Here is a 14,609-nt window from a genome sequence, read left to right on the forward strand (position 1 = left end):
CGTGGCCCCGCCCGCCGGCCCCTTCCGGCAGGCGACGGCGCGGGCCGGCACGCCCGCGACGCCGCCTCCGCCGCGGCTGGACCCGTTCGCGCTGCCGGCTGCGACCACGGCCCGCTTCCTGCTCATGATCGTCGTCGCGGTCACCAGCGCCGTGCACCTGTACCTGGTCCTGCTCGACCGGTACGCCGCCGGCAGCCCTGACCGCGGCTATCGTGCCTGCGCCCTGGCCGCGGGATCCGGCGCGGGACGGATCCCCGACGGCGTCCTGGTCTCTGCCTACATCGACTGTGTCCAGCGGTATTCGGCGCGCACCGGGTGGGTGGTGATCGGCATGGTGGCCGAGCTGCTGGCGGTGGCCGTCGTGATCCACCTCCTGCACCCGCGCCTGGTCATGCTCTCCGGCCCCCGACCGCTGGCCCAGTTCGCGGTGGACGAGGGCATGGCCGCCGTGGTGCGGCGCGTCGAGGACACCGTACGGGCCCTGGCCCCAGGGACGGAGGTGTACGTCGCGACCCTGCGCGCGAGCGCGAGCGGCCGGGCCTTCGGCCGTCGTCCCCGGTACCGGATCATCCTCGACCTCGGGCTGCTGCGCGCGGCCGACGCCGACCCCGGGCAACTCGACACCGTCCTCGCCCACGAGCTGGCCCATCTGCGCAACAAGGACGTCGGCCTGACCACGTTCGCCTTGGCGGTCTGGTGGGCGTACCTGCTGGTCGTCGCGCTGCCCCTGCTGCTGCTCGCGGCGGTCCAGCCGGGCCTGCTCACCGTCCTGCCGTGGCGGCTGGCGGCCGTGCTGGCCCTGCTGTGGTTCGCCCGCACCTCGGTGCTCAGGACCAGGGAGTACTACGCCGACCTGCGCGGCTGCGCCACACCGGACGGCGAGCGGCTGCTCCTGGACACCCTGAGCCCGTCACGGCCGCACAACCGGCGGCGCCGACGGGACCGGGGACCGTGGTCCTTCCACCCGGGCGACGAGGAGCGGGCCGGCGTCATCCGCGGCGCGCCCCGGCTGTTCCGGATCGGCGTGGTGGAGTCCGCTGCCGCCGGCGCGCTGCTCGGACTGGGGTACTCGCCGTGCGTCCAGCTCGTGGAGGTGACCTTCACGGTGCCCGTGGCCTCCCTGTTCAGCCCGGAGCGCCTGGCCGTCGGGGTGCTGTTCGGGGCGCTGGCCACCGGGGCGGTCGCCGGCACCGTGTGGCGGGCCGGGCTGCTGGCGCAGGCCACGCACACGCGTCCGCCGTCCACGCTGCCCGCCGCGCTGGCGATGACGGCGGGGACGGTGACCGGTCAGCTCGTCGCGCCGCCGCTGCCGACCGCGGCCGGCTCGTGGGCCGACGTCCTGGCCGACTCCCCCGTGATCGCGGTCGCGCTGGCGGCGCTGCTCGCCGTCCTGTTCCAGCTCATGCTGAGGTGGGCGGTCCTGTGCGCGTCGGTGTGGCTGCCGCTGGCCCGGCGGGTCCGGACGGCCGCGCTGGCCGGCTCGGCGCTGTCGGCGGTGATCTTCGGGGCGTGGCTGAGCCACTGGTTCGACATGATCGCGTCGATGATCGACAGCGCGGCGAGCCGGGACATTCTCTGGTACGGCCTGTTCACCGCCGCTTTCAGCCCGGCGTTGCAGCTCTGCGTCGTGCTGGCCTGCGCCACCGCGTCGATCGGCTGGGCGGTGCGGCGCGGCCTGCCGCCCCGGCCCCTCGCGGCCGTCTGGCGGGACGCCCCGCCGAGCCGTCTGGCGGCCCCCCGCATGCCGCTGCCGGCGGTCAACGTCACCGCGCTGGCGATCTGCCTCGTCTACGCCGGGGTGATGATCCCCTTCTACGGATGGCTGCGCTCGACCTTCGGCGGCGTGCCGCTCACGGGGGCCGTGCCCATGGAGAGCGCGGCCGCTCTCTTCGCCCCTCTGCTCGTCGTGGCGACCGCCGTGGCCCTGACCGGGGCGTTCTGCTTCGGTGTGGCGGCCGGAGGGCGGGGCGGCGCCGCGCCGGTCGTGGCGGGCGCCGGGATCCTCATGCTGCTGACCGTGTTCGGCCTGGTGCCGCTCATCATGATCCACCTGGTCATCGCGGCGTGCGGCGCCGAGAATCTGTCGTCCTGCATGGCTCCTCTGCCGCGCCTCGTCGACCTGTCGCAGAGCGGGCCGTTCTTCTCGGTCGGGTTCGCCGGGCTGGTCGTCGTGGGCACCGGCGCCGCGTGGCTGGGCAGCGCCCTGCGCGGCGCCGCGCAGGCGCTGTCCGCCGCGGCCCCCCGGCCTTGGGGAGCGCGTCCGTGGAACGGCGTCACCGGGCGGCCGGTCGGCGCCGTGTTGTCGCTCGTCCCCACCGCACTCGCCACGCTGCTCTTCGGCTACCTGGCCGTCAACATGGTGGCCGCCGCGGGCGACAGGCCGGTGGCCGTCGATCGCGCGGCCGTGGCCCGCGAGCTCGGCGCGGCTCCCCGGGGCCCGCTGCCACCGGCCCGCACCTGCTCGGCCGTCGGCGCGGTCAGCTCCGGACTGCTGTTCACCGACACCTTGGGCGACTTCTCCCGCGTCATCGCGGGCATGGCCAGGAGCGCCGGGTACGCCATGGCCGCGCGCGACCCGGCCGTCCAGGCCATGGGACGCGAGACCGCGGCCGCCCTGCTGGCCGGGGACTCCGCACGGGCGATCCTCGACCACGACGCTCTGCGCAGCCTGTGCGTGGTCACGGGCGTGCTGCCCTCGTGATCACTCCTCCCGCGCGGGCGGCAGCCGCAGGGCGATGATGGCGATGTCGTCGAGGCCGGTGCTGGGCAGGCCGCTGAGCACCTGGTCGCAGAAGCTCTCCAGCGGCTCGGCGGCGAGCGACTCCGCCACCCGGCGCAGCCGTTCGAGACCGAGGTCCAGGTGCTCGCCCGACCGTTCGATGAGCCCGTCGGTGTAGAGCAGCAGCGTGCTGCCCGGCGGCAGCGGCTCGGCCGCGGAAGCGCGGGTCTCGTCGTCGAAGAAGCCGAGCAGCGGGCTGACGGCTTCCTCCAGGAAACGTCCGTGGCCCTGGGCGGTGACCAGCAGGGGCGGCGGATGGCCGGCCACCGCGAACCGCAGCCGGTGGCCGCCGTTGCCCTCCTCCACGCGGGCGAACACGCACGTGGCCGTGACCTCGGAGGACAACGACTCCATCGCGACGTTGAGCCGGGTCAGGATCTCGCCGGGCGGCTCGCGGCGGTCCATCGCCAGCGCCCGCAGCATGTTGCGCAACTGGCTCATCAGGACGGCCGCCGACAGGTCGTGCCCCGCCACGTCGCCGATGACCAGCGCCGGGACGCCGTCGGGCAGGACGAAGGAGTCGTACCAGTCGCCGCCCACCTCGGCGGCGCTGGGACTGGCCCGGTAGCGGGCCACGATCCGCAGGCCGGGCAGGCGCGGCGGCTCGGCGAGCAGGCTGTACTGCAGGGCCAGCGCGACCTGCTGGGTGCGCTGGAAGCGGATGGCCCGGCTCAGCGCGTCGTGGGCGTGGCCGAACATGTTGCCCAGCAGCGTGATGTCGGCCCGGTTGATCGCCGGACGGTCCCCGCACGTCACCACCCCGACCACGGCGGGCACCGCGCCGTCGACCACGACCGGCAGGACCAGCATGCTGTTGGCGCCGCTGGCGGCCAGCCACGCGCGGGTGCCGGCGGGCGCCAGGTCGGGCGGCGGGCACCCGGCGGGGAACGTCTGGAGCACGGGCCGCCGCCGGCGGACGACCGCCACGAAGGCGTTGCCGTCGTCGAGCTGCTCCTCGCTGTACGGCGACAGCGGCACCAGGCCGCGACGCGCCGCGCCGGCCAGCCGCTCGACGACGAACGGCACCGCGCCGCGCCGATCGCCGGTCAGGTCGGTGACGAGGTAGACACCGCAGCCGTCGGCCAGCTCGGGCACGATGACATCGGACAGCGCGCCGAGCATCTCCTCCAGGCTGCTGAGCTGGGCCGTGGCCGCCGCGGCGCTGTCGAGCAGGCGCTGCCGCCGCTGCTCCTGCCACTGCTCCTCGATGTCGGTGCACGACCCCACCCACTCCACGACCTGACCGTTCTCGCAGATGGGCACGGCGCGCATCTCGAAGTGCCGGTAGGAGCCGTCGGCGGTGTGCAGCCGGTAGACGTGCTCCCAGGTCTCGCTGGCCCTGCTGACCGCCCCGGACCACGACCTGATCGTGTCCTGGCGGTCGTCGGGATGGACCATCCTCAGCCAGCCCTGCCCGCGGTGCCCCTCCCACGGCTGTCCGGTGACCCGCTCCCAGCTCGGGCTGGGCTCGTGCACGTAGCCGTCGCGGGTGGTCACCCAGACGATCTGCGCGCTGACCTTCATCAGGCTCTCGTAGCGGCGCAGGATGCGGCGGCGCTCCTCGGCCAGGGCCTCGATCCGGCGGGCCGCGGTGACCTGCTCGGTCACCTCCATCACCACTTCGAGCACGCCGTAGTCGCCCGGCCCGAAGACCACGCGCGACAGGCTGCAGGTGAAGAACCGCGGCTCCTCGCACTGCGGCCCGACGACGTACTCCGGCTCCGCCGTGGTGACGAACGGCTCGCCGGTGGCGTAGACCCGGTCGAACTGCGCACGGAAGTGCACCTGGACGAACTCCGCGAACGCCTCCTCGACCGGCATCCCGGTGCGGCTGTCGGCGAACAGGGAGCGGTAGACGGCGTTGGTGTAGACCAGGCGGTGTTCGGGGCCGCGCGCGACCACCACGCCGACCGGCGCCGGGTCCAGCACCTCGAACGCCAGCCCGCTGCCCGCGGGCTCGCCGTCAGCCCCCATCGTGACCTCCCCCGACGGCCACAGCCTCCCTCCCCCCTACCCGCGCACGATCCGCCCCGAACGCGCGCCGCGGGGGCCGGTCAGCCGCCGGCGCCCGGGACCAGGCCCGACTGCTCCTCCAGGTAGGCGATCGCCCCGACGGCCTCCTCGGCGAAGAACACCAGCTCGGCGAGGGGCAACGGCAGGAAGCCCTCCGCCTCCATGCGCTGGAACTGCTGCTTGAGCCCGTCGTAGAAGCCCGCGGTGTTCAGCAGCACGACCGGCTTGCTGTGCAGGCCGTGCTTGCGCAGCTCCAGGATCTCGGTGGCCTCGTCGAGCGTGCCGCTGCCGCCCACCATGATGACGAAGCCGTCGGCGCGGGACAGGAGCTGCGCCTTGCGCTCGGCCAGGTCGCGGGTGATCATCATCTCGTCGGCGCCCGGACGGGCCTTGTGCGCCAGGAACTCGACCGAGACGCCCACCAGGCGGCCGCCGGCCTCCTGCACGCCGTCGGCCATGACCTTCATCAGGCCGCTGTCGGAGCCGCCCCACACCAGGGTGTGCCCGCCCTTGCCGATGAGCTCGGCGAACTCGCGGGCTGGGCGGGTGTAACGCTCGTCGAGGTCGGCGGCGGAGCAGAAGACGCAGATGTTCACGCCGTAACTGTAGGCGAACCTGTCCAGGCCAGGGCACCTGGGAAGGATCTGCCCAAGATCCGTCGAGCCCGGTGCCCGTCCGTCATGGCGGGGGTACGTCCTGGTCCATGAAGAAAGCCATCAACGTCTGCTTCGGCGTGGACGTGGACGCCGTGGCGGGCTGGATCGGCTCGTACGGCGGCCAGGACTCGCCCAACGACATCCAGCGGGGCGTGTTCGCCGCCGAGGTCGGGACCCCGAGGCTGCTGCGCCTGTTCGCCCGCGAGGGGATCAGGACGAGCTGGTTCGTCCCCGGGCATTCGGCGGAGTCGTTCCCCGACCAGATGCGGCGGATCGTCGAGGCCGGGCACGACGTCGGCGCGCACGGCTACATGCACGAGAACCCGGTCGCGATGTCCGCCCAGCAGGAGGAGGACGTCCTGGCGCGCAGCCTGGAGGTGCTGGACAAGGTGCTCGGCGTCCGGCCCCGGGGCTATGTGGCGCCATGGTGGGAGATGTCCGCGCGGACCGTCGAGCTGCTGCTGCGCTACGGCTTCGGCTACGACCACTCGCAGTCCTACCGCGACTTCCAGCCCTTCTACGCCCGCAAGGGCGAGCAGTGGACGCACATCGACTACGAGCAGGCCGCCTCGTCCTGGATGAAGCCGCTCGTGCCGGGCCAGGAGGTGGACCTGGTGGAGTTCTCGGCCAACTGGTACCTGGACGACCTGCCGCCGATGATGTTCATCAAGAGCTCGCCGAACAGCCACGGCTTCGTCAACCCGCGCGACCTCGAACAGCAGTGGCGCGACCAGTTCGACTGGGTCTACCGCGAGCTGGACTACGCGGTCTTCCCCGTCACGCTGCATCCCGACGTCAGCGGGCGTCCCCAGGTGCTGCTGATGCTGGAGCGGCTCATCGCGTACATGCGCGGGCACAAGGGGGTCACGTTCATGTCGATGGCCGAGGCCGAGATCGACTTCCGCGCCCGCTTTCCCTTCGACGGGCGGGCGCGCCCGGCCGACATGCACTGAGCCGTCCCCGGCCGCGGGCCGGGGACGGCTCGGGCCCCGGCCAGGCCGCTGCGGACGATCCACGTGGCGTCGCTCCTGTCCAGCGACGAGCTGCCGGAACCGATCACCGACGTGACCACCTGGTCGTTCTGGTGGCGCAGGTAGCGGGTGGTGCAGCAGGCCGTGGTCGCGCGCAGCGAGACGCGGGCCGGGCTCACGCCGTTTCACACAGCCGCACCACGACGACCGCATCGGACTTCAGCCGACCGGCGTAGGCGTCCGCCTGCATCCGGTGGGTGCCGGCGCTCCAGAGGGAGCCGACGGTGAGTGACGCCTGCTTCCAGGCGGGCGAGCTCATCCCGAGGCGATCCGGCCCGTCCGCGTCGTCCTGCCAGCCGCGCCGCCGCAGGCGGTCGTGCGCCAGGCGCAGGGCCTCCTCGAAGGTGGCGGCGCCGAGGTCCAGCACCACGATGTCCTCGACTTGGATCGTGCCGTCATGGGCCAGCTCCGCCTGCTCCTGTCGCACTGTCCGGCCGATCTCCCTGACCTGGGCGAGGGCCGCCGGGTCGGCCTGGAGGCGATGGGGGAACCACTGGGTTCCGCAGGCGGTGAGGGCGGCCGACAGGCAGAGGGCCGGCAGCGCGTTCCTCGTGCGCGGACCGTTCACGGTCACCTCCCGGCGGGAGTCTAGCCGGGCGGGTTGATCAACGGATTCTCAACGGGGGCTCAACATCCTTGGGGGCAGGGTGGCCGGGTCTTCGCGTTCACCTCACCACGGAGCTGGGATGACCACTGTCACGTCACGGGACGACCTCGAACTGGAATCGGCGTACGAGGCTCCGCGCACCGACATCGAACGGCGGCTGGCCGGCCTGTGGTCGGCCAAGCTGGGCGTCGCGCCCGTCGGCATCGAGGACGACTTCTTCGAGCTGGGCGGCGACTCCCTGCTGGCGGCCGACGTGCAGTTCGCGATCGACCGGGAGTTCGGCTTCGAGGTGCCCGCCTGGACGCTGTTCCTGTCGCCGACCATCGCCGAGCTGGCCGAGGTGATCGGCTCGCCGGCCCCGCTCGACCATGCGTGACCTCGCCGACCCCGGCCTGTTCGAGGCGGGCGGGCAGCACGAGACCTGGCGGTGGTTGCGCGAGAACGACCCGGTGCACCGGCACGACCGGGGCTTCTGGTCGGTCACCCGGTACGCCGACGTGGACCGCGTCCTGCGCGACCACATGTGCTTCACCAGCGAGCGCGGCACCCTGCTCAAGCTCCTGGGCCGCGACGACCCGGCCGCCGGGCGGCAGCTCGCCGCCACCGACCCGCCCGAGCACGACCGGATGCGCGCCCCGCTGCAGAAGGTCATGGGCATGCGGTCGGCCACGGCCTACGAGCCGTCCGTCATCGCGGCGATCACCGCCCTGCTCGCCCCCGGCCTGGACGGGCCGGAGTTCGACCTGGCCGCCGCCGTACGGGGGTTGCCGCTGGCGCTGGTCGGGCCGCTGCTGGAGCTGCCCCGCGACGACCGTCCGCGCCTGCTGACGCTGGTCATGGCGGCCAGCGCCGAGGACGACCCCGACTACCAGCTCGCCGGCGACGCGTCCGGGACGCTGCGCCGGGCGCACCGGGAGCTGTTCGCCTACTTCCTGCACCTGGTGCGGGAGCGCGCCCGCAAACCGGGCGACGACCTGATCAGCCTGATGGTGTCGCCGGACGGCGGCCGGATGGACCCCGGCACGGCCGTCTCCAACTGCTACAGCCTGCTGCTGGGGGCGAGCGTCACCCTGCCGAACGTGGCCAGCTCGACGGTGTTCGAGCTGGCCAGGGGCGGCGGCTACCGCGCCTGGGCCGGCCGTCCGGACCTGCTGCGCGACGGGGTCGAGGAGGCGTTGCGCTGGGCGTCGCCCGGCAGTCACTTCATGCGGCACACGACCCGGCCGGTGCGGCTGTCGGGCGTGGAGCTCGCGGCGGGCGAGCCCGTGGTCGCCTGGATCGGCTCGGCCAACCGCGACCCCGCCGTCTTCGCCGACCCCGACACGTTCGACCCGGCCCGCACGCCCAACCGCCACCTCGCCTTCGGCAGCGGACACCACTACTGCATCGGATCCCACCTGGCCCGGCTGACGCTGCGGCTGTTCTTCGCGTCGCTCTTCGCGACCTTCGCCGACGTCGAGGTGGCCGGCGAACCGGTCCGGGTGCGATCGACCTTCCTCACCGGTTTCAAGAAGCTGATCATCTCGGGGACGCCCAGGAGAGGCCAATGACGACAGAGATCCCGTTCACCTACGCCCAGCAGCTGCTGCTCGGGCTGGAGCAGGCCGTGCCGGGGAGCGTGGTCAACTCGACGTTCATCGTGCGGGCGGCCTACCGGGTGGCGCACGAGGTGGACGCCGGCGTGCTGCGCCTGGCCGTGGAAGACGTCGTGGCCAGGCACGACGCGCTGCGCACGGCCGTGTCGCGCGACCCGGACGGCGAGGTCCGGGCGCGGGTGCACGAGAGCGCGCCGGGCCGCCTGCTGGTGCACGACGTGGACGACGAGGACGCCTTCCTCGCGATGGCCACCGGCTCGGCGTACCCGCCGGAGGAGCCGCCGTTGTTGTGGGTGCACCTGGGCCGGTGCGCGGACGGCACGAGCCTGCTGGTGATCGTCGCCCACCACCTCACCTCCGACGCCTGGTCGCTGCCGCTGCTGGCGCGCGACCTGTCGGACGCCTACACCGCCCGGCTGCGCGGCGGGCCGCCGCCCGGCTCCGCCGTCATGGGGTACGCCGAGGTCGCCGCCGACGACTTCTCGCCCTCCTGGGAGCGGACGATCACCGACGCGCTGCCGTACTGGAAGGAGCGGCTGGACGGCGTGGCGGAGCTCGCCATGCCGGTGCCGACGCCCGGCAGGCGCGGCGACCAGCGGACGTGCCGCTTCACCGTGCCCGGCCCGCTGTGGCGGGACCTGGGCCGGGCGGCCCGCCGCCGCCGGACCACGCCGTTCACCCTGCTGCTGACGGCGTTCACCGCGTCGGTCTGGGCCGGGCGCCACGACGCGGTCGTGCCGGTCATCACCGCGGGGCGCAAGCCGTCGGAGTGGTACACGGCCGGGTTCATGCTCAACATGTTGTGGCTGCGGATCACCACCGGCGACCCCGCCGACCTGGACGAGCTGAGCCGCCGCGCCGACGAGGCGTGCCGGGCGGCCTACCGGCACGACGTGCCGCTGCTGCGGGTGCTGCCGCAGGCGCCGGAGCTGGCGGCCGTGATGTTCGACCCGTCGGAGGTCGTCGAGCGCACCTTCCCGGTGTTCCAGCTCATCCCCAGGACGCCGTTCGCCCCCACCGCCGAGGACCCGGCGCTGGTGCTGACGCCCGTGCCGGAGGAGCGGCAGCCCGCGCCCGTGATGCCGGTGCACCTGCTGTGGTCGATGCGGGTGGACGAGGAGGTGGTCGGCATCGTCGCCTACGAGGCCGCGATGTTCGGCCGGGACTGGGTGGAGGCGAAGGTCGCCGGGTTCCTGCGCGTGCTGGAGCGGCTGGCCGATGCTTGAGCTCATCGAGCCGCACCTGGGCGGCGCGGCCACGGCGATCGCCGACCGCGAGGGCGAGCTGTCCTACCGGGACCTGGACCGGATCAGCGCCGGGCTGGCCCGGGTGTTGCTGGACGCGGGCCTGCGCCCCGACGAGCCCGTGGTGATCCACGCGCATCTGTCCCGGTGGGCGGTGATCGGCATGCTCGCCGTCCTGCGGGCCGGCGGCCGTTACGTGGCCATCGACGCCGCCTTCCCCTTCCAGCGCCAGCAGGACGTCGCGCAGGCGTGCGGGGCCCGGATCGCGCTCATCGAGCCCGACATGATCGTCCCGCTGACCGGCCCGGCCCGTCGCGTGGAGATGTCCGGCACGGAACTGCCGGACGGGCCGCTGCCCGCGACCTCGGCGCGGCTCGCCTACACCTGCTTCACCAGCGGCTCGACGGGCACGCCGAAGCCCGTCACCGTCTCGCGGGCCGCCCTGGCCTGGTCGACCGGGGCCCGGCTGGCCCACTACGCGGCGCCGGTCAGCGGGTTCCTGCTCTGCTCGTCCATCTCGTTCGACAGCTCGGTCGCCGGCATCTACTGGACGCTGGCCTGCGGCGGCAGGCTGGTCATCCCGAGCCAGCGCCCGTCCGACCTGGCCGCCGTCGCGCGCTTCGCCGTCGAGCACCGGCCCTCGCACCTGCTCATGGTGCCGTCGTTCTACGGGCTGGCGCTCCGCAACGGCCTGGCCGACGCGTTCGGGTCGCTCGGCACGGTGATCGTCGCGGGCGAGACGTGCCCGCCCGCGCTGGTCGGGGAGCACTACGCGGCGCTGCCCGGCGCGGTGCTGCACAACGAGTACGGCCCCACCGAGTGCACCGTCTGGAGCACGGTCCACCGCTGCGTCCCCGAGGACGCGGCGGCGGCCCGGGTGCCGATCGGCCGCCCGGTCCCGGGGGCGCGGGTGTCCATCGCCGATCCCGGCCCGGACGGCGTCGGGGAGCTGGTGATCTCCGGCCCCGGCCTGGCCGAGGGCCTCGGGGACGCCTACCGTACCGGCGACCTGGTCTCCCTGCGCCCGGACGGCGAGCTGCTGTTCCACGGCCGCGCCGACCACCAGCTCAAGCTGGGCGGCGCGCGGCTGGAACGGGCGGAGATCGAGCACGCCATGGCGGGCTTCCCCGGCGTGCTGGCCGCCGCCGTCGGGGTCGCGCGGGCCGGTTCAGGACCGGCCCGGCTGAAGGGCTACCTCGTCACCGGCGAGGACCGGATCGACCGCCGGGCCCTGCGCGCCCACCTGCTGGACCGGCTGCCGATCGTGGCCGTCCCGACGGTGTTCCAGCGGCTGGACGCGCTGCCGCGGCTGCCCAACGGCAAGGTCGACTACAACGCCCTCGACGGCGGCTGACCGCCTCCCGGGACGATGGGGGGCGTTCCGTACGCGGTCGCCGGGAACCGCTCGCGGCCGGTCAGGCAACAACAGTTGTCCTGATTCATCGCCGAAAGGCCACGAAGTGAGCGCCCCGAACCCTACGGAAGGTGATGACGCCTCCCATGTCCAACGCTCCCTGCACGAACCGGAAGCCTTCGCCGAGCTGTTCCGCCGGCACGCCTCCGGCATCACCCGGTACGTCACCAGAAGGCTGGGGGCCGACGCCGCGGACGACGTGGTGGCGGAGACGTTCCTGACGGCGTTCCGGCAGCGCGGCCGTTACGACCTGTCCCGCCCGCACGCCCGTCCCTGGCTGTACGGCATCGCCACCAACCTGATGGGCCGCCACGTGCGCACCGAGGTGCACCAGCTGCGGGTGCTCGAACGCACCGGCGCCGACCCGGTCACGGCCTCCTTCACCGACCGCAGCGACGACCGGGTCAGCGCCGCCGCGGCCCGCCGCCGCCTGGCCGGGGCGCTGGCGACGCTGCCCCGGGGGCACCGGGACGCGCTGCTCCTGGTCGCCTGGGCCGGGCTGACGTACCCCGAGGTCGCCGAGGCGCTGGACGTACGCGTCGGAACCGTGCGGTCGCGGATCAACCGGGCCAGGGAGAAGTTGCGCGGGGAGCTCGGCGGAGTCAACCCCATGGCCATCGTCAGCGAGGAGCCCGTCCATGAATGAGATGACCGAGCTCGAACGCCTCCGCTGCGAGGTGCCCGCGCCCGCCGCGGACGCGCTGGCCGCGCAGGAGGGCCGCTTCCTGGCCGCGCTGGCCGCGGAGAGGGACCGCGTCCCGGCCGCGCCGCGCGTTCCCCGGCGCGGCCGCTTCCTGCTCGCGGGGCTGCTGGCGGCCGCCGTGCTGGCCGCCGTGGCCGTGCTGGGGCCGGTGGTGGCCGGTCGCGACGCCCGTCCGGCCGCGTACGCCAACGCCGCCATCGACATCGAGCTGCGCGGCGACGAGTACGTGGCCACGATCACGGACCCGTTCGCCGACCACGCCCTCTACAACGAGGCGTTCCGGGCGATGGGCCTGGACGTCGCCCTCGACCTGCGGCCCGCGTCCCCGACGGGGGTCGGCCGGGTCTTCCGGCTCGGCTTCGCCGGCACGACCGAGCGCGATCGCATCGGCGGCACCCTCCGGCCGCACGGCTGCACCCCCGGGCAGCCGGGCTGCGCGCTCACCGTCACCGTCTCCAAGGGGTTCGGCGGCAAGGGGACGCTCTACCTCGGCCGTCCGGCCAGGCCCGGCGAGCCGTACCAGAACAACACCGACGCCGGTCGGAAGGGCGAGGCCCTGGAGGGGTACGTCGCCGACGGCCGCACGGTCGCCGAGGTCCTGGCCGAGACGCGCAGGCGGGGGCTGGAGGTGACGTTCCAGATCATCGAACCCGCTCCCGACGGGAACGGCTTCTCGGTGAACCCGCGCGAGCAGTCGGCGAAGGTGGGCGGCCACTGGGTGGTGTGGGCCGCCGAGCCGGAACGGCAGGGCGCGGTACGGCTCCTGGTGTCGGAGAAGCGGGTGCCGAAGAACCCGGTGAGCGGCGAGTGACCTTCCGGCTCCTCTCACACCTCGCCGCTGTTTCCGGCGAAATGATGGCGCGTGCGCGCACATAGGCAGAGGTGTCCGAACAAATGATTCGATGAGGAGATCCGCCATGGGAACCGCCCGTGGATGACGAGCGGTCGGCCAGGTTCGAGGCCGCCTACGACCGGGCCTACGGCCAGATCACCGCCTACGCCGTACGCCGGTGCGACTCGCCTCAGGACGCCGCCGACGTGGTGGCCGAGACCTTCACCGTCGCCTGGCGGCGGGTGGACGAGCTGCCGGAGGGCCCGGAGGCCACCCTCTGGCTGTACGGGGTGGCGCGCAAGGTGCTGGCCAACCACTTCCGGGGCGACAACCGCCGCAGGGAGCGCACGGCCGAGCTCGACGCCGAACTGGCCGACCGGTACGGCCACTCGCCCGACACCCAGGTCGAGCTGGACGCGATCGGCCGGGCGTTCCGCAGCCTGCCCGACGACGACCGGGAGCTGCTGTCCCTGGTCGCCTGGGAAGGGCTGGAGCGCGAGGAGATCGCGAAGGCGCTGGGGCTGTCCCGCAACGCCGTGCGCATCAGGCTGCACCGCGCCCGCAAGCGCCTGTCGCGCGCTCTGACGTCGGCGGGCGTGCACGTCACCGCAGAGAGCCGGCTGGTCCCGGCGGAGAGGCCGTTGGGGGGAGCGCTGTGAAGGACACCGTGAAGGACACCGTGAAGGACACCGTGAAGAAGGTCGACGAGATCGCGGCGATCAGGGCGTTGGCCCGGGTCGCGCCGGGCGAGCGGGCAGGTGAGCCGTCCGGCGCGGGGGCGCGGGCGCTGCTGGCCGCGATCACCGCCGAAGAGCCGGGGCCGGAGCCGGGCACGGCCCCACGGGTGCGGCGGGGCGTCAGGCCGAGGCGGCTGGCGTTCGGGCTGGCCGCCGCGGTCGCGCTGGCCGCGGGTGTGGTGACGGTCCCCATCGTGCTGAAGGACGGCGCGCCCGCCTCGTGGGCCGTCAACCTGGACGACGGGATGGTGACGATCCAGATCCGCGACTTCGACGACGCCCCGGCGCTGGAGCGGCGGTTGAAGGAGCTGGGTGTGCCCGCGATGGTGGACCACGTCCCCACGGGCATGATGTGCCGCGAACCGCGCGGGAAGTTCGTGGAGAACATCCCGCGCGGTCTCTACAGCGTGCCGGAGAACATCCCCGGCGAGACCGAGGGCTGGCAGATGCGCATCAACAGCAAGCTGTTCGGTCCTGGCCAGACGTTCGTCTGGACCATCAGCGGCAGGACCGGCACGACCACGACGTACCTGATGGAGGGCCCGGTGTCGCCCTGCGAGCCGGTGCCCGCGCCCACGCCGCGGCAGATGGAGCCGGAGTTCCGCGTCGCCACCGACAAGGGCCGCTCGCTGGAGGGCCTGCGGGTGGACGAGAAGACGGTCGGCGAGGTGCTGCCCGAGCTGCGGAAGCGCGGCAAGAAGGTGATCTTCGCCGTCATCGGCGTCCCGCCCGGCAACCCGGGAGGGTACGGCATCGACCGCACCCAGAGCACGCCCGTCGGCGACAACTGGGTGGTCTGGGAGGCGGAGGAGAACGCCAAGGGGGTGATCCAGCTGCTCGTGACGGAGCAGCGCCTGGACAAGAACCCGGTCTACGGCGGCCCCCGCGACGCGGTCATCAAGGACTGACCGGCGGTCCCGCGCGCCTCCCGGGGAGGCGCGCGGGACGGTCACCAGGCGAGCGGCCCCTCGGCGTCGAAGTAGCCGCCGGTGGGGCCG

At 73.6% G+C, this 14,609-nt stretch carries 13 protein-coding genes and 1 pseudogene; 10 read left to right on the forward strand and 4 right to left on the reverse strand.

Features of this window, described 5'->3' with window-relative positions; translation table 11 throughout:
• Position 1 precedes the first annotated feature (1 nt).
• Positions 2–2,701: a M48 family metalloprotease gene (locus ACWCSD_RS13430; RefSeq protein WP_449914776.1), complete on the forward strand. Its 2,700-nt coding sequence runs from the start codon at positions 2–4 to the stop codon at positions 2,699–2,701.
• Here ACWCSD_RS13430 and ACWCSD_RS13435 read toward each other — a convergent pair whose 3' ends face one another.
• The gene (locus ACWCSD_RS13435; protein WP_449914779.1) at positions 2,702–4,753 is read right to left on the reverse strand and encodes a SpoIIE family protein phosphatase; all 2,052 of its coding nucleotides are present in this window, start codon (positions 4,751–4,753) and stop codon (positions 2,702–2,704) included.
• An 80-nt stretch (positions 4,754–4,833) separates the two neighbouring features.
• Positions 4,834–5,388, reverse strand: a complete 555-nt coding sequence (locus ACWCSD_RS13440) for a TIGR00730 family Rossman fold protein (RefSeq protein WP_397163989.1) — start codon at positions 5,386–5,388, stop codon at positions 4,834–4,836.
• A 107-nt stretch (positions 5,389–5,495) separates the two neighbouring features.
• Here ACWCSD_RS13440 and ACWCSD_RS13445 point away from each other — a divergent pair, with 107 nt between their 5' ends.
• Positions 5,496–6,401 carry a polysaccharide deacetylase family protein gene (locus ACWCSD_RS13445; protein WP_358293507.1) on the forward strand — a complete coding sequence of 302 codons (906 nt, stop codon included), beginning with the start codon at positions 5,496–5,498 and terminating at the stop codon, positions 6,399–6,401.
• Positions 6,402–6,439: 38 nt separating this feature from the next.
• On the opposite strand, the pseudogene ACWCSD_RS13450 reads toward ACWCSD_RS13445, so the two are convergent.
• Both ACWCSD_RS13450 and ACWCSD_RS13455 read right to left on the reverse strand, forming a co-directional pair.
• A pseudogene (locus ACWCSD_RS13450) lies at positions 6,440–6,598 on the reverse strand (AbfB domain-containing protein); the annotation flags it as partial.
• Positions 6,595–7,047: a hypothetical protein gene (locus tag ACWCSD_RS13455; protein WP_449914782.1), complete on the reverse strand. Its 453-nt coding sequence runs from the start codon at positions 7,045–7,047 to the stop codon at positions 6,595–6,597. The pseudogene ACWCSD_RS13450 and the gene ACWCSD_RS13455, both read right to left, overlap by 4 nt.
• A 118-nt stretch (positions 7,048–7,165) precedes the next feature.
• On the opposite strand from ACWCSD_RS13455, the gene ACWCSD_RS13460 reads away from it, so the two are divergent.
• The 8 genes from ACWCSD_RS13460 to ACWCSD_RS13495 all read left to right on the forward strand — a co-directional run bounded on the left by ACWCSD_RS13460 (position 7,166) and on the right by ACWCSD_RS13495 (position 14,519).
• Positions 7,166–7,462 (forward strand): phosphopantetheine-binding protein, encoded by a 297-nt coding sequence (locus ACWCSD_RS13460; protein WP_352353844.1) that lies wholly within the window; start codon positions 7,166–7,168, stop codon positions 7,460–7,462.
• Positions 7,455–8,636 carry a cytochrome P450 gene (locus ACWCSD_RS13465; RefSeq protein WP_449914785.1) on the forward strand — a complete coding sequence of 394 codons (1,182 nt, stop codon included), beginning with the start codon at positions 7,455–7,457 and terminating at the stop codon, positions 8,634–8,636. Before ACWCSD_RS13460 ends, ACWCSD_RS13465 begins: the two co-directional genes overlap by 8 nt.
• The gene (locus ACWCSD_RS13470) at positions 8,633–9,907 is read left to right on the forward strand and encodes a condensation domain-containing protein (RefSeq protein ID WP_449914787.1); all 1,275 of its coding nucleotides are present in this window, start codon (positions 8,633–8,635) and stop codon (positions 9,905–9,907) included. The genes ACWCSD_RS13465 and ACWCSD_RS13470 overlap by 4 nt, the downstream gene beginning before the upstream one ends.
• Complete coding sequence (locus ACWCSD_RS13475; RefSeq protein ID WP_449914790.1) at positions 9,900–11,279, forward strand: amino acid adenylation domain-containing protein; 1,380 nt, start codon at positions 9,900–9,902, stop codon at positions 11,277–11,279. The genes ACWCSD_RS13470 and ACWCSD_RS13475 overlap by 8 nt, the downstream gene beginning before the upstream one ends.
• A gap of 106 nt (positions 11,280–11,385) precedes the next feature.
• Complete coding sequence (locus ACWCSD_RS13480; RefSeq protein ID WP_397163983.1) at positions 11,386–11,985, forward strand: RNA polymerase sigma factor; 600 nt, start codon at positions 11,386–11,388, stop codon at positions 11,983–11,985.
• Complete coding sequence (locus ACWCSD_RS13485; RefSeq protein ID WP_449914792.1) at positions 11,978–12,853, forward strand: hypothetical protein; 876 nt, start codon at positions 11,978–11,980, stop codon at positions 12,851–12,853. Before ACWCSD_RS13480 ends, ACWCSD_RS13485 begins: the two co-directional genes overlap by 8 nt.
• A 119-nt stretch (positions 12,854–12,972) precedes the next feature.
• The gene (locus tag ACWCSD_RS13490; RefSeq protein ID WP_397163979.1) at positions 12,973–13,533 is read left to right on the forward strand and encodes an RNA polymerase sigma factor; all 561 of its coding nucleotides are present in this window, start codon (positions 12,973–12,975) and stop codon (positions 13,531–13,533) included.
• Positions 13,530–14,519 (forward strand): hypothetical protein, encoded by a 990-nt coding sequence (locus tag ACWCSD_RS13495; protein ID WP_449914794.1) that lies wholly within the window; start codon positions 13,530–13,532, stop codon positions 14,517–14,519. The genes ACWCSD_RS13490 and ACWCSD_RS13495 overlap by 4 nt, the downstream gene beginning before the upstream one ends.
• Positions 14,520–14,609: the final 90 nt, after the last annotated feature.

It is taken from the genome of Nonomuraea sp. NPDC001684 (assembly GCF_053596515.1).

Excerpts from the sequence above, each read along its gene's own strand:
- ACWCSD_RS13470 (WP_449914787.1), top strand. The coding sequence starts at position 8,633 with ATGACGACAGAGATCCCGTTCACCTACGCCCAGCAGCTGCTGCTCGGG.
- ACWCSD_RS13460 (WP_352353844.1), top strand. The coding sequence starts at position 7,166 with ATGACCACTGTCACGTCACGGGACGACCTCGAACTGGAATCGGCGTAC.
- ACWCSD_RS13465 (WP_449914785.1), top strand. The coding sequence starts at position 7,455 with ATGCGTGACCTCGCCGACCCCGGCCTGTTCGAGGCGGGCGGGCAGCAC.
- ACWCSD_RS13485 (WP_449914792.1), top strand. The coding sequence starts at position 11,978 with ATGAATGAGATGACCGAGCTCGAACGCCTCCGCTGCGAGGTGCCCGCG.
- ACWCSD_RS13445 (WP_358293507.1), top strand. The coding sequence starts at position 5,496 with ATGAAGAAAGCCATCAACGTCTGCTTCGGCGTGGACGTGGACGCCGTG.
- ACWCSD_RS13435 (WP_449914779.1), bottom strand. The coding sequence starts at position 4,753 with ATGGGGGCTGACGGCGAGCCCGCGGGCAGCGGGCTGGCGTTCGAGGTG.
- ACWCSD_RS13475 (WP_449914790.1), top strand. The coding sequence starts at position 9,900 with ATGCTTGAGCTCATCGAGCCGCACCTGGGCGGCGCGGCCACGGCGATC.